The organism is Mycobacterium sp. 050134 (assembly GCF_036409085.1).
In the GTDB taxonomy this organism is placed as follows: domain Bacteria; phylum Actinomycetota; class Actinomycetes; order Mycobacteriales; family Mycobacteriaceae; genus Mycobacterium.
Map to the genome: position 1 here is coordinate 207,556 of NZ_JAZGLV010000010.1, position 20,148 is coordinate 227,703.

Sequence of the window (20,148 nt, forward strand, 5' to 3'; positions counted from 1 at the left end):
GGTTGCGCCCTGACATCCCCGGTGTGGATGGCATTGCCTCCCGAGGTGCATTCGGCTCTCTTGAGCGCGGGTGCGGGTCCGGGATCGTTGGTCGACGCAGCTACCCAGTGGCAAGGTCTCAGTGATCACTACAGTCGCACGGCCGCGGAGTTGAGCCAGCTGCTGGCCGACGTTGTGGCCAACAGCTGGCAGGGGACCTGCGGCGCGCAATATGTTGCGGCGCATGCTCCCTTCCTGGCGTGGCTAGAGGAAGCCTCCATAAAGAGCGCGATCGCCGCCGCCCAGCACGAAACCGCCGCCGCCGCCTATACCTGCGCCCTGGCCGCGATGCCGACCCTGGCAGAACTGGCCGCCAACCACGCCGTTCACGGCGCCCTGATCGCCACCAATTTCTTCGGCGTCAACACCATCCCCATTGCCCTCAACGAGGCCGACTACGCCCGGATGTGGGTCCACGCCGCCGAAACCATGGCCACCTATCAGGCTGTCACCACCGCGGCCGTGACAGCGAGTCCATCCACCCAGCAAGCGCCGACCATCCTGGCACCCGGTGGCCAAACCCAAGACGCCCAACCGGTGGCATTGAGCTCGATCAGTCAACTCATCACTGATATCGCGGATTTCGTCGCCGATCCGTACACGTACTTTTTGGATTTCTTCCGACGACTCGGATTCAGCCCCACCGCCACCATTGTCCTGGCCGTGGTCGCCCTATTCCTATACGACGTCCTGTGGTACCCGTATTACGCTTCGTATTCTCTCTTGCTTCTTCCTTTTTTCACTCCGGCACTCAGTGCGCTGAGCGCCCTGAGTGCACTCACGCTCATGCCGAACGGCGATCCCTCACCCGCACCAGTGGCGGCTGCCGCGGCGCAGGACTCCGATCACACCGACGGGCATATGAATATTGCGCCGGCTCCGATGACCTCGACCGCTCCCAGCGCGGCTTCGCAAATCGGCAACCCAGCGCCCGGCGCTCCCGCCACGGCTCCGGCCGCCGCCGCTCCCCTTTCGCCTGGTCTCCCCTACGCCGTATCCGGCCTCGCACCACCCGGTATCGGCTCGGGCCCCAAAGTCGGCACGAAATCGCGTGCCATCGCGACCGACTCCGTCAGGGCCGGCGCTGCCGGGGCGGCCGGCGTCCGCGGGCGCGGGCGCGCCCGCCAAAGAAAGCATCGCGGGGACCGAGCGAGACTGCGCGGGTATCGCGACGAATTCCTGGAGGCAACCGTCGGCCTCGACACCGACCCCACCTCCTGCGCTGCGAATGCCCAGGGGGCCGGAACGCTCGGCTTTACCGGCACCGCCCCGGCGGCCGCATCCCGCGCTCCCTCCGGGATGGTCCAACCGGCTTCCGGCGCCACGAGCGCCACGAGCGCCACGAGCGCCACCGTCCCCCTACTCCCAACCAACTGGGCGAACGACAGCACAACGGGGTCGAACGGGGGGAACTTTTAGCGACCGTTTTTCGACCTTTGCTGTAGCCGACGGTGGGAGCCGACAGCCTCCCAGTACGCGGGTATCCGCGCGCCGCGAGACCACAAACCGGAAATGAACGAGGAGAAGAACCGTTGACGCTCAACGTGAAGGGCGAGGGGCTTGGGGCGCATGTCACGGGCCTCGATCCCGAGAATCTCGGCGACATCACCACGGAGGAGATCCGCGATGTCGTCTACGAGAACAAGCTCGTGATCCTCAAGGACTTCCACCCCACGCCGGAGGAATTCATCAGGCTTGGTCGGTTGGTCGGCCAAATAGTTCCTTACTACGAATCCATGTACCACCACGAGGAACATCCAGAGATCTTTGTATCCTCCACCGAGGAAGGCCGGGGCGTTCCAAAGACCGGCGCGTTCTGGCACATCGACTACATGTTCATGCCGGAACCGTTTGCGTTTTCCATGGTGGTTCCCCTTGCCGTGCCCGGGTCGGACCGCGGCACCTATTTCATCGATCTCAACAAGGTTTGGGAGTCGCTTCCCGCCGCCAAGCAGGACCCCGTCCGGGGAACATTCAGCACCCACGATCCGCGGCGCCACATCAAGATTCGGCCCAGCGACGTGTACCGGCCCTTCGGAGAGGTCTGGGACGAGATCACCCGGACCACCCCACCGATAAAGTGGCCCACGGTCATCAGGCACCCGAAGACCGGGGAAGAAATCCTGTATATCTGCGCGTCGGGCACCAAGAAAATCGAGGACAAAGACGGCAACGTGCTCGACCCAGCGGTGCTGGACGAACTCATGGTCGCGACGGGACAGCTTGATCCCGAATACGCATCGCCATTCATCCACACCCAGCACTATGAGGTCGGCGACGTTGTGCTGTGGGACAACCGCGTTCTGATGCACCGGGCAAAGCACGGCACGGCGGCCGGCACACTGACGACCCACCGCCTGACCATGCTGGACGGCCTCGAGACGCCTGGATATCCCGCATGAGCACGGCCGAGGTCACCCCCTCCGCGCCCACCGAGAGCGAATACGGCGAGACCGCCCGGATCAGCGAGGATCTGCTCGCCAGAGTCCTCGAACCCTACGCCTACAAGGGATGCCGCTACCTCATCGACGCCGAGTACCGGGCCACCGCGAATTCCGTCCTCGCGTACGGAACTTTTCGGATCGCCGAGTCCGCCTACATCCGCAGCACCGGGCACTTCAACGCCGCGGAACTCATCTTGTGTTTCAACCAACTCGCGTACTGCGCCTTCGCACCCGCCATCCTCAACGAGCAGATCCCTGCGCTGCGAGGCTGGTCGATCGCGGATTACTTCGACAATCAGCTCCCGAGCATGTTGATCAAGAACGCGTCGTCGCGATTCAGAAAGCCCATCAACGCCGAAAGCTTCTCAGCACGCCTGCTGTGCAAGGATTTCCGGGTCATCGAGCGAACATTGCGGTATCTCCTCGTGCCCTGCGTCATCGAGTTCTGGGATGGGATCGGTGGCGCCGCCTACGGCGAGGTCGAACTAGCGGTCCTCAACATCCCGTAACGCGTCGGGAAGAAAGCAGTTATTAGCCATGCCTGAATCACCGGCCACGGTGCTGGAACGGATCACCGACCAGGCGCGCCAGCGCCCCGAGGCTATCGCGCTGCGCCGCTGCGACGGCACCAGCACCCTGCGCTATGCGGAACTCGTCGCCGAGGCGGAAAGCCTCGCTGCGGCCCTTCGCTCTCGATCGGCCTCGGCCGGATCTCGCGTTCTGGTCATTTCGGACAACGGACCCGAGACATATCTGTCGGTACTGGCCTGCGCGAGTCTGGGAGCGATCGCCGTCATGGTCGATGGCAACCTCCCGCCCGCAACCGTGAACCGATTCTGTGAGATCACCGATCCCAGCGCGATTCTCGTCACTGCGGGGAGCAAGATCGGAATTTCCGCTCTGCCCGACGCCCTGCAGGAGTTACCGGCGATCAGTGTCGATCTCACCGCAGGCCCGACGGGCTCCGGTCACCCGGACCCTGGGGGCCGCGCCGCACGCAACCCGGATCAAGGGGCGGATGATCCGCTGGCGATGGTTTTCACCAGCGGCACCACGGGCGAACCGAAGGCCGTGGTGCTGGCCAATCGCACCTTCTACGCGGTCCCGGATATCTTGCGGGACGAGGGGCTGGACTGGATCACTTGGGTCGACGGCGAAACGACCTACTCCCCGCTGCCGGCCACGCACATCGGAGGACTGTGGTGGATCCTGACCTGTTTGATGCGAGGCGGATTGTGCATCACCGGTGGTGAGAACACGCCATCTCTGATGGAACTGCTCAATGCGAACGCGGTCGCGTCGACATGTCTTGTTCCCATGCTCCTTTCGAAGCTGGTTTCCGAACTGAAGTCCACAGGCGTAACCATTCCCTCGCTCCGCCTGCTCGGGTACGGCGGTTCGCGGGCAATCGCAGCCGACGTTCGCTTCATGGAGGAAGCTGGCGTCCGCACCGCACAGGTCTACGGATTGAGCGAAACCGGTTGCACGGCTTTGTGCCTGCCGACCGGCGAGGGATCGATCGCCAAGATCGAGGAGGGAGCTGTCGGAAGGCCGTATCCGGGCGTGGAGGTGTATCTGGCGGGCTCCGACGGCAGTACACCACCCGGTTCCGGCACCGCCCCATCGGCCTCGTTCGGCACGCTGTGGATAAGGTCACCGGCAAACATGCTGGGGTACTGGAACAATCCGGGACGCACCGACGAGGTCCTGGTCGACGGGTGGGTGAACACCGGCGACCTCCTGGAGCGCCACGAGGACGGCCTCTTCTACATCAAAGGACGGTCGTCCGAGATGATCATCTCCGGTGGCGTCAACGTCGCCCCAGACGAGGTCGATCGCATCGCCGAAGCCGTCGCCGGTGTGCGCGAGGCCGCGTGCTATGAGATCCCGGACACGGAGTTCGGAGCGTTGGTCGGCCTGGCCGTCGTCCCGTCGACCGACTTGGAAGAGTCGGAGGCCCGCAAACTCAAGCAATTAATCGCCGCCCACTATCGCCGGGAGGCCGAGTCGGCGGCGCGTCCATCGACGATCGTGATGGTCGCGGAGATCCCGCGTACCCAGTCCGGCAAAGTCATGCGGGCATCACTGGCCGCGGCCGTCAGCGCGGCCGCGGCCGGAGCGGTCGTTCGTGCCTGAGTCCGTGCGGGACAAGATCTTTGACGCCCTCTGTGAGGTGTTGTACATCGACGAGTCAGACCTGATCGACGGCGACGCGACCGACCTGCGGGATCTCGGGCTGGATTCCGTTCGGTTCGTGCTATTGATGAAACGGCTTGGCGTGGATCGCGAATCCGATCTACCCCTGCGATTGGCCGAAAGCCTGTCGATTGCGGCCTGGGTTTCCGAGTTCGAGGACGTGCATGACCGCGCCTGAAGCAGCCCGCGCGACTCGCGTTCCGCTGAGCAGGTCGCAACGGAACCTCTACAACGGAGTGTTGCAGGATAACGATCCCGGCCTGTATCTGATCGGCAAGACATACCGGTTTCACCGGTTCGGGCTGCCCGAATTCCTCACCGCGTTGGAAGCGGCGATCCTCAAAAACCTTGTGCAGCTATGCGTTCTCGAATTCCAGCCAACGGAAATGGACTATCCGGATCTCGTGGCCCGGCTGCGCCCACACGACATCGTGCGCGTTCGCCCTCACGATGTCCAGGCAGGTTGCGCTGCCGACGAGCTCACACGAAGCTGGGAGTCCGGCATCCTGGCCAAGCCGCTTGTGCGGTACACGGTGCGGACCGACGAGGCCGGTTACGTTTCGGGCCTCGAAGTCTTCAGCCATCACATCTTGCTGGATGGCGGCGCGACGGGAATCATCGAGGCCGATCTGGCGCGCCACCTCACCGCCGGCGCGGTCGAAAGTCCCTGCCTCACCGGTGGCCTGGTCAGGCTGGGCACGGCCCACCGCCGCGAGGCGGCCAGGGTGGAGGAGGCGCTGCGGCGCCTCGGCGATGCCCTACAGCGTGAACTCGCCGACGATGCGGGCCACCATGGCGTTGGTCTGGACTCGAACGGACCTTCCGGGCCCGCCGCCAAGGGTGTCCTTCATGAGTCGATAAGGATCGACGGCAGGGCGTATGGCACCATTCTCGCCCTCTCGGAGGCGAGGCAGGTACCGCTCAATGTCCTAGTGGCCACGGCGGCACTGGCGGTGCACGCGGGCCTGCGGAAGACCACCGAGAGCCTGCTGGTGCATGCGGTGGACAACAGGTTCGGAGACCCCGACCTGGATGTAGCGACCTGTCTGGTTAACTCGGTGGCGCACTCGGTCCGGTTTCCGTCATTCGCATCGGTCAAGGACGTCGTGGCGATGGTGGACCGAGGCTACGTCAAGGCGGTGCGACGCCGCTGGCTACGTGAGGAGCACTACCGCCGAATGTATTTGGCGATCAACCGGACACCACACGTAGAGGCGTTGACGCTCAACTTCATCCGCGAGCCATGCGCGCCCGAACTGCGCGAATTCCTCTCGGAGCCACCGGCTGCGACGCATATCGGTCCGGTCGAAGGCATGACGGTCGCGGGCGTCCTGGACGAGGTCCGGCAGACGCTCGACATCGCCATTTGGGACAGGGCGGATCTGCCCACGAGTGCCACACGCCGGAACGTAGCGAAGCGAATCGCCGCGGTGCTTGAATCGATGGCAACGCTGTGGCATCAGCCAATCGCGATGGCCGTCGACGAGTGGTTCTCAATCGGGGCGGACGGAACATGCTGCCAGGGCGATTCGATGCACCCGACGCAAGCTTTGCCGGCGTCTGCCTGGTTCCTGAATCCCGCAGGGGCCGTCCGCCTATTCCTTGAAAGGCGTCGGTACGTTTCCTCTTGGATCGGCCGGCTGGTGCAAGACGGCGTCGCGCTCGGTGATGTCGTGGTGTTCACGGACGACAACACTGACAAGGCAGTCGATCTCGCGATCGCTTGCCACCTTGCGGGCTGTGGATACAGCGTCTGCGACACCAGCGACGAGGTGCCGGTGCGAGTGGACGCCATCGCCGCCCACTGCGAGGGAGTTTCGCCGCACGCGGTCGATGTCACCGCCGCAAGGATCAAGGCCGATCCGGACGAGCGCCTACGGGAACTCATCGACAGGCGCGTCGAACAGGTGGCACGCGATGCGCTGCTCGCGGCCCGGACGGCCTACATCATGCCGACCTCGGGATCGACGGGGCAGCCAAAGCTCGTCCGAATCACGCACGGATCACTTGCGCTGTTCTGCGACGCGGCCAGGCGCAACTATGGCTGGGGGGCACACGACAGGATCCTTCAATGCGCTCCGTTGACGTCGGACATTAGCGTCGAAGAGATCTTCGGCAGCGCGACGTGCGGATCGGAGCTGATCCGATCCGCGGCCACGAGGACCGGCGATCTCGCGGCTCTCGCAAGAGATCTCGTGACCAACGGAGCGACCGTCGTCGACCTGCCGACCGCGCTGTGGCACCTGCTGTGCGAAGATGCCGACGCCATGGACGTGCTGCGCGGCGCACGCCTGCGCCAAGTCGTCATCGGAGGCGAAGCCGTCCGTCCCGGTGCCGTCGAAAAGTGGATTTATTCTGTTGCCACACAGGGTATCTCGCTCGTGTCCAGCTATGGACCGACCGAGACTACCGTCGTCGTCACCTGTTTGCCGATCGGCGGCGCGACGGCAGCAGGCGGGGGGGCCCAGCACCGGCTGGGCCGACCCCTGGTGCCCAACACGGTGTTCATCGCCTTCGGCGAAGTCGTCATCGTCGGAGATCTGGTCTCCGCCGGCTACCTCGGTATCGACGGCCGGGCGTTCGGCAGCGTGATCCTCGCCGACGGCCAGCCGCGGCGCGCGTTCGGCACCGCGGACCGCGTCATCGTCGACGACGAGGGTTTTCCCGTGTTATCGGGGCGCAAAGACGCCATCGTCAAGGTTTCCGGCAAGCGAGTCGACACCGCCGAGATCACCAGGCGAATCACCGAAGACCCGGCCGTCTCGGATGTCGCCGTCGAACTTCACCGCGGAAGCCTCGGCGTGTGGTTCCAAACGCAGCGGACCCGCGGCGGCGGCGACGATACCGTGGCTGCGACGCGGATCCGGCTCATCCTCGTCCGCTCGGGGGTCTCCTCGTCGTTCGTTGCAGGCGTTCCGGTTATCCCGAGGAAGCCCAACGGGAAGGTCGACACCGACCGCCTCCGGACAATGCCGCAAAGTGTGGCCGCCGCGCGAGGCGATGCCGATCTGGACAAGAGGGCGGTCCGTCTGGCGGCAGCCTGGAGCGGGCGACTCAGGAGGGCGATCCGCCCGGACTCGTCGCTCCTCGGCGAGGGGATCGGGTCGTTGGATCTCATCAAGATTCTGCCCGAGACCCGTGCGCACCTGGGCCGTCACGTCACACTTCTGGACCTGATCAGCGCCGACAGCGCCGCAAACCTGTTCTTGGCCGGTGCCACCGCGTCAGTTGATGGCTGGAGGGACGCCGATACGGCCGCAGAGATAGCGAGCGATCTCGCGTCGCTGTCCCGGCGCCGCCCCGCAAGGGGTGCGGGCATCAAACAATCTCCCAACGGTTCCGGCGACCAGACGATCGTCGTACTGGGTGCGTCGGGAATTCTCGGCACGGGATTCGCCCAGGCGGTTCTCGACCTCAAGCGGTCGGGAGGGCTGCCCCCGGACGTGGTCCTGGTGACGAGAGCGACGCTGCCCGAAACCGATCCGTGGACGTCGCTCCGCGACGTCGACGGGGTGCGGGTCGAAGAACTCCCTGCCGCCCTCGGCCCGACCGAGCTGGACGCGCTGCTGCGTGACACGGGCGCCGGAACGGTGGTCAATTGCATCGGCAACACCAATGTCGTCGTGCCGTACCGCCAACTTCGCTCGGCGAACGTGGAATTGGTATCGATCATCACCCAAACGTGCGCGGCCCACGGCGCCAGACTGGTGCACTTGTCGACATCTGTCGTCAACGCGGACGTTAGCGCGCCGCGAGTCGTCGACCCGCGCGAAGGCCCGTATCCGTACGCGGCATCCAAGTCGCTCGCGGAGCTGGCGGTGGCCGGGTCACCGCGTGGACTCGATTTCACCATCGTGCGACTGCCCAGGGTCCTCGGGACGGAGCATCAACTGCGCGACTCAAACGACATTCTGGTCTCTTTCCTCAATGCGTGTGTCGCGTTGCGCGCCTACCCTTCCCTGACGCTGACGGAGGAAGTCACCACCGGCCGAGCGGCAGCCGAGGCACTGGTGAAACAGATGATGCAACCGGTCGAGCTGGGCCGCGGAATCACGGTGGTGCGCGGCGAGCCGGTCACCTACGCGGAGCTCCTCAGGGAATACGCGTTGGACGAACTGGATGTCACCGAATGGAAGTGCCGGCTGGATCAAAGCGGCTGGGCCAGAATGAATCCGCGGCGGTGGTCGGTGATCGATGCCTGGATCACTTTGGGAATGAGGCTCGGTGCGCGCTCCTATGCCGACTACCTGGCCGACTACCCGACCATCGCCCTCGAAATCGAACGCGTCGCCGAGGTTGTCGCGAAGCCGCGGTCAATTCGCGCCCATTTGAGACAAGACGTACCGAGTCATTGAGCAGGGGAACTTTTCGGCAGATGGGGCCGACTTCTACGGACGTGAGGGATTGTCTTCAGCGCCGAAAGCCGCATGGGCCGGAGGGCTCAGCCGTCACACGGGTAGGCGTGAGCAATCGACTCGTGCCGCGCCAGAACGGATTTCGCGGATTTTGATGCACCGCGGCGGGACCGCGTCATTGATAATCGTTTAGACGGAGGTAGCAAATGTCTTATGTGATCGCGGTGCCGGAGTTGATCGGGACGGCAGCAACGGATCTCACCGACTTGGGTTCGACCATCAATGCTGCAAACTCGGCGGCAAGCCAGTCCACGACGCGGTTGCTGGCCGCGGGTGCCGACGAGGTGTCCGAAGCCATCGCTGCGGTGTTCTCCGGGCAGGGCATGCAATTTCAAGCCCTTAGCGCACAGGCCGCGACGTTTCATGACCAATTTGTGCAGCTGTTAGACGGCGCCGGGGGCGCGTATGCCGCCGCCGAGGCCGCCAGTGCGTCGCCGTTGCGGGACATCGAGCACGCTCTGCAGACCCTGGCTGCCGATGCGCCGCCCATCAATCTGGGGTTCGGCAATATCGGCAGTCTCAACGTGGGCAGCGGCAACAGCGGGAGCTTCAATTTCGGTGGCGGTAACCTGGGCAGCCTGAACTTTGGCAACGGCAACCTGGGCAGCTACAACTTGGGTTTCGGCAACCTCGGATACACCAACCTGGGCCTGGGCAACGTCGGAGGGTTCAACCTTGGCTTCGGCAACGGGAGCCTGGAGCAGACCGCCCTGCAGAACAAGTTTTCCACCTTCAACTTGGGCAGCGCCAACCTCGGCAACTACAACGTGGGTGATGCCAACATCGGCAACTACAACTTCGGCTTCGGGAACGTCGGCACCAGCAACTTCGGCTTCGGCAACCTCGGCACCAGCAATTTCGGGTTCGGCAACAGCGGGACCGGGAACATCGGCATCGGACTTTCCGGTAACAACCAGATCGGTATCGGCGGCCTGAACTGGAGTGGCAACACCGGTTGGAACATCGGGCTGGGCAACAGCGGCGGCTTCAACATCGGATTCGCCAATACCGGTGACGGGAACTGGGGCATCGCCAACACCGGCAGCAACAACATCGGAATCGGGTTGACCGGTAACAATCAGTTCGGTTTCGGGGGCCTGAATTCGGGAACGGGAACGTCGGGTCTCTTCAACTCGGGTCTCAACAACACCGGTTTCTTCAACTCGGGCGACATTGGTCATGGTGGCGGCGGGAACTGGGGATTGTTCAACTCCGGTGGAGCAAACTCGGGCGTGTTCAACTCGGGCAGTTACGAGACCGGGCTGTTCAACGCCGGCAACCACGACACTGGTTTGTTCAACGCGGGCAGCTACAACACAGGCTTGTTGAACCCGGGCTCGTTCGGCCTTGGGGTGTTGAACGCCGGCGAGGGCAACGTGGGCCTTTTCAACTCGGGCACCGGCAATTTCGGCAGCGGAAACGCGGGCACCTTCAACGTAGGCTTCGAGAACGCCGGTTACACCAACTTCGGGATCGACAATTCCGGTTACTCCAATATGGGCGCCTTCAACTCAGGATTCGGCAACCTCGGTGCGTTCAACTCGGGCGGCGTCGACGTCAACACCCTCACGGTCGGAGGCGGCAACGTCGGCTTCTTCAATTCGGGCTACCTCAACACCGGCTTCGCGAATTCGGGTGACCTCAACACCGGCGCCTGGAACGCGGGCAGCGTCAACACGGGTTTCGGGAGTTCCGTCACCCAGCCTGGCACGGTCTCTGGCTTCGGGAATTCCGGTGATCACCTCTCCGGCCTCTTCAACTCCGGCAGTTTCAACGCCGGTTACGGGAATTCCGGCAATTACAACTACGGCTTCGCGAACTCGGGCGACGGCGTAGGAGGATCGATGATGGTGCCCCCGGAGCTGGCCCCGAATGTCGGCTTCTTCAACACCGGAACGAACGGCGTGGGCTTCCTGAACACCGGACAGTACAACGTGGGCGCTTGCAACTCGGGCTTCAGCGACGTTGGCTACGGAAACAAGGGCATGGTCGACACCGGTTTCGAGAACACGGGCAGTTACAACGTCGGCTTCCTCAACGCGGGTGTATGGGACTCGGGGTTCGCGAATGCGGGCAACTACAACTCGGGCGGTTACAACAAGGGTGACAACCAGTCGGGATTCTTCAACTAGCCAACTCCCGCGGCCAACCACCCCTATTGCCAAACGTTCTCGCCCACGCGGGTCATGGCCAGCGGTGGGCTGAATTCGGCCGGTTCAAGCGGAAGTCTCCCGGGCTGACTCGGCGGGCCGCACTCACCGCCGATTACGGGAGAGCTCGCGCAGCATCGCGTTGTAGGCGTCCAGCTCGTCGCCGGCGTAGCTGGAGTCGGCGTGGCGATCCGCTCGTGACGCGGCCCGGCGATCCTCGCGTGCCCACTGCGCCACCAGCGCGACGACCACCAGAACCACCGGGAGTTCGCTCGATCCCCACGCAATGGCCCCGCCGAGATGTTGGTCGGCGCCGAGGCTGGACACCCACGGCAGCGCCACGGAGCGATAGAACTGCCCGCCCATGACCGACGTCATCGTCATGGTCGCGATGCCGAAGAAGGCGTGAAACGGCATCACCGCGAACAGCAGGCCGAGGCGGCCCAAAAACGGCAACTTCCGCGGGCCGGGGTCGATTCCGATGATGCCCCAGAAGAACAGGTACCCCACCAGCAGGAAATGCACGCTCATCAGCTCGTGGCCCCAGTGGTAGCGGACCAAGGTGCCAAACACCGGTGTGAAGTACACGACGTAGAGCGACGCCACGAAAAAGACGAAGGCCGTGATCGGGTGGGCGAGGAAGCCCGTAACCCTCGAGTGCACCAGCCACAACAACCATTCCCTCGGACCGGGGGGCTGTCCTTTTCCGGCCGGGTTCAGCGCGCGCAAAGCCAGGGTGACCGGCCCACCCATGACCAGCAAGACCGGAATGAACATGTTCATCGTCATGTGCTCGGCCATGTGCACGCTGAACATCGCCGATCCGTAGGCCTTCACCCCCGAACCGCTGGTGAACAGCAGGGTCAGACACCCCGCCAGCCATGCGGCGAGGCGGCCAACCGGCCAGCTGTCCCCACGCCGACGCAAACGCAGGAACCCGTAGACGTAGACGGTGGCCAGCACCACCGCCCCCATCCCGATGAACGTGTCGAACCGCCACACGGTCAAGAGGGTCAGCACGCTCGGCGGACCCGGCAGCGTGTAGCCGAGGAAGACGTCCCACGTGGTCAACGGGTGTGTGAGCAGCCGCGGCGCGGTCTGTGTCGCCATCGACGCGGTCAGCGCACCCACGGCCAGCACCGCGAGCGCGCCGAGCACGCCGGCGGCGCGGGACTTCAGCCAACCGCAGCGCCTCGGGAATGCGAGGGCCGCCATATCGGTCAGCCAGACCAAGAGCAGCAGGCAGAAGGCAGCCGCGCCCGCACGCCCGTAGGCTGTCCCGGCCACGTTGCCCAGGTCTGTGCGCGTCGACAAGAGCGCCACACCGTAAATGAGAGCAACTGTCCCGCAGAGTGTTTCGACGACGAGGACGCGACGAGCCAGCCTCTCCACCGGAGGACCGACCGCCGCCGCCAGTTTCACGCCCGTCAGGGCCGCGAACGCCACGGCGCACACGATGGCCGCACTCGTCGCGTAGTCGTGATCGGGTCCCTGTCCCGCGTTGCCGGAAACCGGAACGGCGACAACTCCGATCGACGCGGGTATGAGCAACACGAACTGCGCGACCCATCGGACAGACAGCCGGATGCACACCGCCACCACGACGGCCGCAACGGCGGCGGCGACCCACGCCCGCGCCATCTCGGAGGTGGCGACGGCATCGACCACGGCCGCCCCGCGCAGGAGCCGGGACACCGGAATACCCGCGTCGCTGGCGGCCTGCACCACCACCATGGCGATCGCGCTGAGCGCCCAGATCACCGACGAACGCTCAACCATCAGGTGCGTTCGGAAGGCGCGATCGTCGAGCACAAGGCGCGCGTCCGGGCGGGCGACGACCACGGTGTAGAGCAGTCCGCCCAAGCAAAGTCCGCCCGCCACCGATGTGACGAAGTAGCCCAGCGGTTCGGCAACCCCTGTCAGGGCTCCGGGATACGATTCGCCGCTGGCCAAGTACGGTCGCGCGCCTCGGGCGAACGCATCACAGGCCAGGGCGACCAGCGTGGCGATCCCGCCGATCGCCAACGACACCAACGCCGCCCGTGGCCTCGCCGGACGTGTCTGGTTCGCCTGCACCGTCGCCGCGACCTTTCACCAAAACTAATCGATTGCGCCCAGTCTACGACGGGTTGTCGTAGGTCCCGGGCAGCGATTCAGCGATATCGGGCCGATGGTGTTCTTCGCTACAGCGCGCCAGGCGACAGTGGCGGCGGCCATGACCATCGCGCGCGGCCTTATGTGGTGGCCTCCGCTAGGCCGCAGACCCGTCCGTCGGCCACAAATGCCCGCGGCGGCGGCCACGGGATGCGTTCTGGGGCAGGACAATACCGGGCTCGGGCTCGGCGTTGTCCGGGGCAGGCCGCGGCTCGGTTTTGCCCCGCCACACCAGGATCGCCAGGGCGGCGCCGACCACCACCGGCACGTGAGTCAGCATCCGGGTGATCGTGACGGTCCCGGACAGCGCGTCCACGCTGACGTAGACGGTGAGGACGCCGACGAACACGGTCAGCACGCCCGCGAGACCAGCCGCGGCGCCAGGCCACAATGCCGCGCCCACCATGGCCACCCCGAGTGCTATCGACCACGCCGTCGACTCGTTGAGCAGATGGCCTCCGGAACGCATTCCGTGGTCGTTCGCCAATCCGACACCCAGCCCAAGCCCCTGAACGGATGCCAGGCCGACCTGCGCAATACCCACACAGAGCAACGCCCAACGCTGCCACGTCATCTTCCGACGCCGCCGCGGCGGCGCCCAAGCGTCGCCCAAGGGCACGAGGGGCGTGATAACCGGCCGGGACTCGACCAGCCGACGCAGCGAACGCGTCTGGACGCCCACCCGCTCGAACCACGAACGGCATTCGCCGCACTGCCCGACGTGCTCATCGACGCGCGCCGACGGCACCGGCTCGCGCTCGCCGTCGAGTCGCGCCGAGAGCGCCTCGCGCGCCACGTCACAATCCATATCTCTATAGTCGCGCGGCAACGCCTCATTGTTCCCGGCGGTGATCATGTCGAGGCGCGGGCGGCGGTTCGCCCCGTCACCTGACCGAACGCATCAGCGCGGTCTCTGCCGGTGCGGGGCGGCGATCCACCAGGCCCACGCGATGACCCCCTCCAGCACGAGCCCGACCCCGACGAACACCCACTGCACGGCAGACATGCATGAGATGACAGCAGGAGTCACCGGCTTACCGCAACCCGCGTCAGGATTCCGCTGCGGGTTCGATGGTGGTCAGTTCCGTGAGCCCGCTGATGCTGAAGACCCGGATCAGGCGGGGCCGGGCGATGAGGTGGATGTGCTCGGCGTGGGCGAACAGGGCGTTGATGGCGGCGCTGTCCAGGTACTCCACGCCACTGAGGTCCACGGTGAGCGGCCCGACGCCGCCGGTGGTCTCGGTGAGGGCCGTGCTGAGCGCCCGGGTGAACGTGTCGATGTTGCTCAGATCGATTTCCCCCGCCGCGGTCAGCACGAGTGCGCCGTCGGTGCGGCGCGCGGTGTCGAGAGTGAGCAATGTGGGCATCAGGCGATCCTCGCGGATAGGTGAACTGTCGTGCCGTCGGAGGCGGGGTGGATGTCGACGTCGGCCATGAGCGCCCGCATGAGGGTGATCCCCCGGCCGCGATGGGGGTTCAACGCCGGCTGCGGCGTCTTCCACGTGCCGGTGTCGGCGATGGTCAGCTCCACGTGGTCGACGAGCGCGGTCGCGCGCAGGGTGATGGTGCCCTCGGGTCTGGAGCGATGGCCGTGCTCGATGGCATTGGCGACGGCCTCCCCGGCGGCGATCAGGACGTCGTGTGTCAGGTCCGGATCCACCCGTGCCTGGGTCAGCCATCTGCGCAGGGCGGCGCGGGTGCGGGCGAGGTGGCTGGCGTCGGCGGGGAAATTCATCTCCAGTGGGGCCGGGTGGCGGTACAGCAACAGGGCGACGTCGTCCTGATAGCCGCCCGTGGGCGCGAGATCGGACATGATCTGGTTCGCCAGATCGTCCAGCCGGGAGCCGCGGCCCTCCAGGACGAGGTCCGAGACGCGCACGATGCCCTCCTCCACCGGGCTGCGGCGGCGCTCGACCAGACCGTCGGTGTAGAGCAGCAGCGTCGCGCGCGCCGGGATGGTCACGTGCGCTTCCGGGCGCGGCCAGGCGGGCCGGATGCCCAGCGGAATGGTGTGGCCGTCTTCGAGCGTCTGGGTGGTGCCGTCGGCGAGAACGAGGATGGGCGGCGGGTGCCCGGCGCTGGAATACACCAGTTCCCCGGTGTCGGGGTTGAGCACCGCGCAGACGGCGGTGGTGCATTGGGCGCCGGGCAAGCGCGCGGCGAACCGGTCCAGGCCCGCGAGAGCGGCACGGGGGCTGGGGTTGTCGAGCAGGAGCGCGCGGCAGGCGCTGCGTAGCTGGCCCATCACGGTGGCCGCGGCCAGGCCATGACCGACGCAGTCGCCGACGATCAGCGCGACGCGCCCGTCCTCCAGGTCGACGACGTCATACCAGTCGCCGCCCACCTGAAGCGGCCGGCTGGCGGCCTGGTAGCGCACCGCGAACCCGGGTGGGAGGTCCGCGGGGCCCAGCATCGCGTGCTGTAGGGCCAGCGCGGTCTCGCGCTGCTGGTCGACCTGGTGTACTCGGTGCAGGCCCTGCCCGAGGCGGCCCGCGAGGACGGTCAGCAGCGTCTGGTCCTCGAGGGTGAAGAGCCGTTCTTCGGCGAGGTCGATCCAGACGACGAGCACACCGTCGGGATGCTGCACCGCGATGGCCGCCGTCCCGGACGTCGTGACGTGGGGTGTCAGGAGGTCGCCGTCACGCAGCGAGGTGAGCAGCTGCCTCGTCTGGTCGGGCAGCTCATCCCACCGGGCGGGCTCCCCCACCGACACCAATTCCGGTGCGCCATTGCCGTTTTCGCCGGAGACGCCGTGGTTATTGAAGGTGACGGCAAGGACCCGGCGGGCCCGCCACAGCCGGCGCAGTTCCTCGGTCGCGGCCCGCAGCGCGTCGTTGACCGTATCGGCCTGGGCGAGTTGCTGATTGAGCGCATGCTCGCGGCCCGCCGCCAGCGCCAGCGCGATGGCGGCGTGCCGGGCGAAGTCGCTGACCAGCTCCAGGTAGTCGTCGCCGAACGGGGGCTGCTGCGGGTTGCGCGCGACCGCGATGACGCCGAGCACCGCTTCGTCGGCGATCAGCGGCATGACGATCGCCGAGCGCTCACCGACGTCGGTGAACCCCTCGATCGGGTACTGGAAGGAGTCGGTGATGAGCGGTGTGCCGCGGCGCGCGACACCGCCCGTGGTGGAGCCGTCCATGGGGACCTGCCGGCCGATCACCTCCAGCGAGTACCGGCCCGCGGTGGCGGCGACCACCAGGGTGTCGACGTCGACGGCGGGCAGGTCGGGCTCGCTGGGAACCAACAGGATCGCCTGCTCGGCGCCGGCCAACTCCAGCGCCCGGTTCACGATCAGCTGCAGCGGCCCCGTCTGCGGGTCGCCGGACAGCAGCGCCGTCGTGATCTCGCGGCTGGCCTTGGTCCATTTCGCCGATTCGCGCTCCCGCTCGAAGAGCCGGGCGTTGTCGATGGCGACCGCCGCCGCCGAGGCCAACGCCCGCACGGCACTCTCCTGTGAGGGGGTGAACACCACGCCGGGGCGGTCGTCGGCCAGGTAGAGGTTGCCGAAGTCGGCCGCCCGGACGGTGATCGGCATGCCCAGCAGCGCCCGGATCGGCGGCTCGCGGCCTTGCAGCCCGGCGGCCAGCGGCTCGGCGCTCAGGTTGTCGACGCGCAGGGCCTCGCCCACCGGTAGCTCGCCCAGGCGCCGCGCCGTGTCCTCGTCGATGCCGGAATGGATGAACGAAACCATGGCGCCATCCGGGCCCCGGATGCCGAGGGCGCCGAAGCGGGCCCCGGTCAGCTCCGTCGCCGCGGCGACGATGCGGTGCAGGGTGACGTCAAGGTCCAGGTCAGCGCCGATTTCGACGATGACCTGAACGAGTTGTTCCATCTGGTCGCGAGCGGCCCGCAGATCGTCGAGTTGCTCATGGACTCGGTCTACGAGCTGGCGCCGGCCCATCCCCCCGGTGAGCCCCGACTCACCCCGGTCGCTGTCCATAGATGCAACATAACCAGTCACCAGGGTTACTGTTGCGTTCGGTGCCAGTATGGGCGGATCGGGGCGGTGTGCCTTGGAGATCGGGCGTTTTGAGTGGTCCCGGCTGGGATCGAACCAGCGACCTTCCGCGTGTGAAGCGGACGCTCTTCCACTGAGCCACGGGACCGGCGCCGAGAGGCGAACGACGTCGAAGATTAGCACGAGATCGGTGTCCACTTTTGCGCCGCATCCGCCGCCGGGCGATCGCGCGCTGGCCCGGACACTCCACTTACCAAGAGATTTGTGTGGGCGCGCTCGGGTGGACTATCGTCGTGCTTCGCACCGGGCGACGATCTCGTCCGTTGCGCGCGGATGTAGCGCAGTTGGTAGCGCATCACCTTGCCAAGGTGAGGGTCGCGGGTTCGAATCCCGTCATCCGCTCGAAGGTGCAAGTGGCATCAATCCCAGCGGTGGAGTGGCCGAGTGGTGAGGCAACGGCCTGCAAAGCCGTGCACACGGGTTCGATTCCCGTCTCCACCTCCAGCTTTTGACCCCCCGCGCGATTAGCTCAGCGGGAGAGCGCTTCCCTGACACGGAAGAGGTCACTGGTTCAATCCCAGTATCGCGCACCACACCATTCTGGCTGGTAAAGCAGGTTTTCGGCGATCTTCGCGGCCGGTCCGCTGCCAATACGCTGTCGATCAGCGCAACTTAAGGCAGCACGAGACTGCACGAGACTGCACGAGACTGCACGAAAGCGTAAGTTCTTCTCCGGGTGGTTAAAACGAAGGAGGGGACGGCAAGGATGCCGAATTTTTCTTTCCGAGTCCGCTTTGAGGGATACGTCGACTATCAAGTCGCTCAGCCGCAGACATTCATGAGTGCAGTTGGTATCGATCAAAGCATCCCGATCGAACAGGTGTCCCCGGAGCTAGCGGCGCAAGAGCTGGAGCGACTCCTGAAGGAACACACCGAACGGGTACACGCAGCGCTATTCGACTTTAGGAAGTACCAAGTCGGCGGCGTGAACGTCAGCAGCCCCAAGGTGACAACGATGAGCGTGGAGCGAGGGCCTGGGTTTCAGATCCCTTGAGGCGCCGGGTCACTACCTCCGACTAGACAGGACCGGGGACGGGCCAGATTTCGATGAGCAGGGCGCCGTCGACGTTGCGGGTCGTCGTCAGGAGGCCCTCCCGCCGGTAGTGCTCCAACAAACTCCGTACCGCCGAGGCGATGTGGCACCCAGCGGAACCCGCACCCCAGACGACGTTCGTCGTCCCGTTCGCCTGACGTCACAGTTCATACGCAACTCCAGCGAGCGTGATTTTGGCGAGATTCCTCACGAATGTGGCGCATTGCCTAGCGTCGCCCACCCTGATACTTGGACCGCCGGGCCTATGCTCGCATCTCGCCAACGGACCGCTTCCAATACAGCAACCGCTGGAATCGTCTTGCCACCGTGGGCGATAGCGTGACGAACCTTAAGCCAGTCGCGGAGTTGTTCCTCGACGTCGTGCGGCTCAAGCATCGTTATTCGACGGCCGCTCTCCCACGACCAATACGGACGCGGATCAAAGCCGACCAGCCCCGCGGAAGTGCTCGCCGCCGACCGGGCCGAGCCGCGACGGTGGTGTCGGCTTAGCGTGGAAGCGCATTGCGTCGTGCAGCGCGGCGACCAGATCGGCCCGGCTGTCCAGCTGCGACAGGTGGGTGATCCCCGGCGCGGCGGCCCGGACCAGCCGCTGCTTGACCGAACCCGACCGACCGTCGAACTCCGAGATGAACTTCCCCAACGGGATGTCAACACCGGTGCGGCCGATGTCGCGGATGTAGGTCCGGACCAGCCCGGCGAACGCGTCGAAGTCATACCAGTGCGGCGACGACGGCGCCGCCGGGGTCCACTTCGGAAAATGCCCCCTGACCAGCTGGTTTGTAAACAGCCAGCCCATCCTCGGGGTCGTCGTGATCGCGGTCAATCACGGTGATCGAGGCGCCCGGGTTTACAAGCGTCGCGACGAACGCCTACCTGTACACGTCGGTGTCCAGGTAGGCGGGCGGCGGCACCGTCACCGAGGTGCCCTCGTCGCGGCCGGGACCGGTGTCATGCTCGACCACCACATCACCGGCCCCATCGGTGCGTATCCGGACCGCGTGGTGCATCCCTTCGGAGTCGATGATCACCGGGGAATCGATGCCGAGCGCGGCCGGGATACCCAGCAGCGTCTTCAGCGCGTTGCCCTGCGCGCCTCGGGTCGGTCCGCGGTAACGGGCCTTGTCGGATGCCAACACGGTGAAGTCACACACGCCGGCGACGGTCTGCGGGGTGATGCCGGCACCGTTGTCGGTCACGGTGACGAAGGCGACCTCGCTGCTGTCCTCGGTCTCGATCTCAATTTCGATGACCGGGGCGCGGCCCGCGCTCTCAGCGGCGTCTAACGCGTTGTCGAGTAGCTCCTTGACCACCACACGCCCGAACGCGTCGACAGGCTGCCCGGTCTGCACCTGCAATGCCTGCAGCTCCAGGAACTCAGCGGCCCGCGGCGTGGCGAAGACAGTGCGCTTCATCGCTCGGCCTCGCCGGGCGGGCACGGTTCGGGAGTGGACTCAGCGTGGGTCCGCTGGCCTGACCCCGTTTGGTTGATCCATGTGACCAGTTCACGGGGTCTGGTCACCCGTCCTGGTTCCCCGCCGTGCACGCTTACCAGGTGAGTGCGGCCCGAGCCTCACACGAGACAACGAGGAGCGAGGAGCGAGGAGCGAGGAGCGAGGAGCGAGGAGCGAGGAGCGAGGAGCGAGGAGCGAGGAGCGAGGAGCGAGGAGCGAGGAGCGAG

At 65.7% G+C, this 20,148-nt stretch carries 14 protein-coding genes and 4 tRNA genes; 11 read left to right on the top strand and 7 right to left on the bottom strand.

Features of this window, described 5'->3' with window-relative positions; genetic code table 11:
* Positions 1–27: 27 nt before the first annotated feature.
* The 7 genes from SKC42_RS14455 (at position 28) to SKC42_RS14485 (ending at position 11,226) form a co-directional block, all read left to right on the top strand.
* Positions 28–1,458 carry a PPE family protein gene (locus tag SKC42_RS14455; RefSeq protein WP_330964984.1) on the top strand — a complete coding sequence of 477 codons (1,431 nt, stop codon included), beginning with the start codon at positions 28–30 and terminating at the stop codon, positions 1,456–1,458.
* A gap of 113 nt (positions 1,459–1,571) precedes the next feature.
* Positions 1,572–2,441 carry a (3R)-3-[(carboxymethyl)amino]fatty acid oxygenase/decarboxylase gene (scoE, locus tag SKC42_RS14460; protein WP_330964985.1) on the top strand — a complete coding sequence of 290 codons (870 nt, stop codon included), beginning with the start codon at positions 1,572–1,574 and terminating at the stop codon, positions 2,439–2,441.
* Positions 2,438–2,992 (top strand): FcoT family thioesterase, encoded by a 555-nt coding sequence (locus tag SKC42_RS14465; RefSeq protein WP_330964986.1) that lies wholly within the window; start codon positions 2,438–2,440, stop codon positions 2,990–2,992. The genes scoE and SKC42_RS14465 overlap by 4 nt, the downstream gene beginning before the upstream one ends.
* 28 nt (positions 2,993–3,020) lie before the next feature.
* Positions 3,021–4,619, top strand: a complete 1,599-nt coding sequence (gene fadD10 / locus SKC42_RS14470; protein ID WP_330964987.1) for a fatty acid--CoA ligase FadD10 — start codon at positions 3,021–3,023, stop codon at positions 4,617–4,619.
* Positions 4,620–4,623: 4 nt separating this feature from the next.
* Positions 4,624–4,857, top strand: coding sequence for an acyl carrier protein (locus tag SKC42_RS14475; protein WP_330965008.1), 234 nt, complete (start codon positions 4,624–4,626; stop codon positions 4,855–4,857).
* On the top strand, positions 4,844–9,034 hold the full coding sequence (locus SKC42_RS14480; protein WP_330964988.1) for an AMP-binding protein: 4,191 nt from the start codon (positions 4,844–4,846) through the stop codon (positions 9,032–9,034). The genes SKC42_RS14475 and SKC42_RS14480 overlap by 14 nt, the downstream gene beginning before the upstream one ends.
* Before the next feature lie 206 nt (positions 9,035–9,240).
* The gene (locus SKC42_RS14485; protein WP_330964989.1) at positions 9,241–11,226 is read left to right on the top strand and encodes a PE domain-containing protein; all 1,986 of its coding nucleotides are present in this window, start codon (positions 9,241–9,243) and stop codon (positions 11,224–11,226) included.
* Positions 11,227–11,349: 123 nt separating this feature from the next.
* Here the strand turns inward: SKC42_RS14485 and SKC42_RS14490 are convergent, their stop codons facing one another.
* From SKC42_RS14490 to SKC42_RS14510, 5 genes are all read right to left on the bottom strand, one after another.
* Positions 11,350–13,320, bottom strand: coding sequence for a cytochrome c oxidase assembly protein (locus tag SKC42_RS14490; protein WP_330964990.1), 1,971 nt, complete (start codon positions 13,318–13,320; stop codon positions 11,350–11,352).
* A gap of 175 nt (positions 13,321–13,495) precedes the next feature.
* Positions 13,496–14,206, bottom strand: a complete 711-nt coding sequence (locus tag SKC42_RS14495; RefSeq protein ID WP_330964991.1) for a zf-HC2 domain-containing protein — start codon at positions 14,204–14,206, stop codon at positions 13,496–13,498.
* Positions 14,207–14,447: 241 nt separating this feature from the next.
* Complete coding sequence (locus SKC42_RS14500; RefSeq protein WP_330964992.1) at positions 14,448–14,765, bottom strand: STAS domain-containing protein; 318 nt, start codon at positions 14,763–14,765, stop codon at positions 14,448–14,450.
* Positions 14,765–17,338 (bottom strand): SpoIIE family protein phosphatase, encoded by a 2,574-nt coding sequence (locus tag SKC42_RS14505; protein ID WP_330964993.1) that lies wholly within the window; start codon positions 17,336–17,338, stop codon positions 14,765–14,767. The genes SKC42_RS14500 and SKC42_RS14505 overlap by 1 nt, the downstream gene beginning before the upstream one ends.
* A gap of 94 nt (positions 17,339–17,432) precedes the next feature.
* Positions 17,433–17,504 (bottom strand) — tRNA-Val (locus SKC42_RS14510).
* 181 nt (positions 17,505–17,685) lie between these two features.
* Here SKC42_RS14510 and SKC42_RS14515 point away from each other — a divergent pair.
* From SKC42_RS14515 to SKC42_RS14530, 4 genes are all read left to right on the top strand, one after another.
* Positions 17,686–17,758: transfer RNA gene (locus SKC42_RS14515), tRNA-Gly, on the top strand.
* Between the two features lie 28 nt (positions 17,759–17,786).
* Positions 17,787–17,860 (top strand) — tRNA-Cys (locus SKC42_RS14520).
* A gap of 14 nt (positions 17,861–17,874) precedes the next feature.
* Positions 17,875–17,949, top strand: a tRNA-Val gene (locus tag SKC42_RS14525).
* Between the two features lie 173 nt (positions 17,950–18,122).
* Complete coding sequence (locus SKC42_RS14530; RefSeq protein WP_330964994.1) at positions 18,123–18,410, top strand: hypothetical protein; 288 nt, start codon at positions 18,123–18,125, stop codon at positions 18,408–18,410.
* 478 nt (positions 18,411–18,888) lie between these two features.
* Here SKC42_RS14530 and SKC42_RS14535 read toward each other — a convergent pair whose 3' ends face one another.
* Both SKC42_RS14535 and SKC42_RS14540 read right to left on the bottom strand, forming a co-directional pair.
* Positions 18,889–19,266 carry a hypothetical protein gene (locus SKC42_RS14535; RefSeq protein ID WP_330964995.1) on the bottom strand — a complete coding sequence of 126 codons (378 nt, stop codon included), beginning with the start codon at positions 19,264–19,266 and terminating at the stop codon, positions 18,889–18,891.
* Positions 19,267–19,339: 73 nt separating this feature from the next.
* Positions 19,340–19,882, bottom strand: a complete 543-nt coding sequence (locus SKC42_RS14540; RefSeq protein WP_330964996.1) for an ATP-binding protein — start codon at positions 19,880–19,882, stop codon at positions 19,340–19,342.
* Positions 19,883–20,148: the final 266 nt, after the last annotated feature.

Coding starts and splice junctions, on each gene's coding strand:
- SKC42_RS14455 (WP_330964984.1), top strand. CDS start 28: ATGGCATTGCCTCCCGAGGTGCATTCGGCTCTCTTGAGCGCGGGTGCG.
- SKC42_RS14465 (WP_330964986.1), top strand. CDS start 2,438: ATGAGCACGGCCGAGGTCACCCCCTCCGCGCCCACCGAGAGCGAATAC.
- fadD10 (WP_330964987.1), top strand. CDS start 3,021: ATGCCTGAATCACCGGCCACGGTGCTGGAACGGATCACCGACCAGGCG.
- SKC42_RS14480 (WP_330964988.1), top strand. CDS start 4,844: ATGACCGCGCCTGAAGCAGCCCGCGCGACTCGCGTTCCGCTGAGCAGG.
- SKC42_RS14485 (WP_330964989.1), top strand. CDS start 9,241: ATGTCTTATGTGATCGCGGTGCCGGAGTTGATCGGGACGGCAGCAACG.
- SKC42_RS14495 (WP_330964991.1), bottom strand. CDS start 14,206: ATGGATTGTGACGTGGCGCGCGAGGCGCTCTCGGCGCGACTCGACGGC.
- SKC42_RS14500 (WP_330964992.1), bottom strand. CDS start 14,765: ATGCCCACATTGCTCACTCTCGACACCGCGCGCCGCACCGACGGCGCA.
- SKC42_RS14505 (WP_330964993.1), bottom strand. CDS start 17,338: ATGGACAGCGACCGGGGTGAGTCGGGGCTCACCGGGGGGATGGGCCGG.
- SKC42_RS14530 (WP_330964994.1), top strand. CDS start 18,123: ATGCCGAATTTTTCTTTCCGAGTCCGCTTTGAGGGATACGTCGACTAT.
- SKC42_RS14535 (WP_330964995.1), bottom strand. CDS start 19,266: ATGGGCTGGCTGTTTACAAACCAGCTGGTCAGGGGGCATTTTCCGAAG.
- SKC42_RS14540 (WP_330964996.1), bottom strand. CDS start 19,882: ATGAAGCGCACTGTCTTCGCCACGCCGCGGGCCGCTGAGTTCCTGGAG.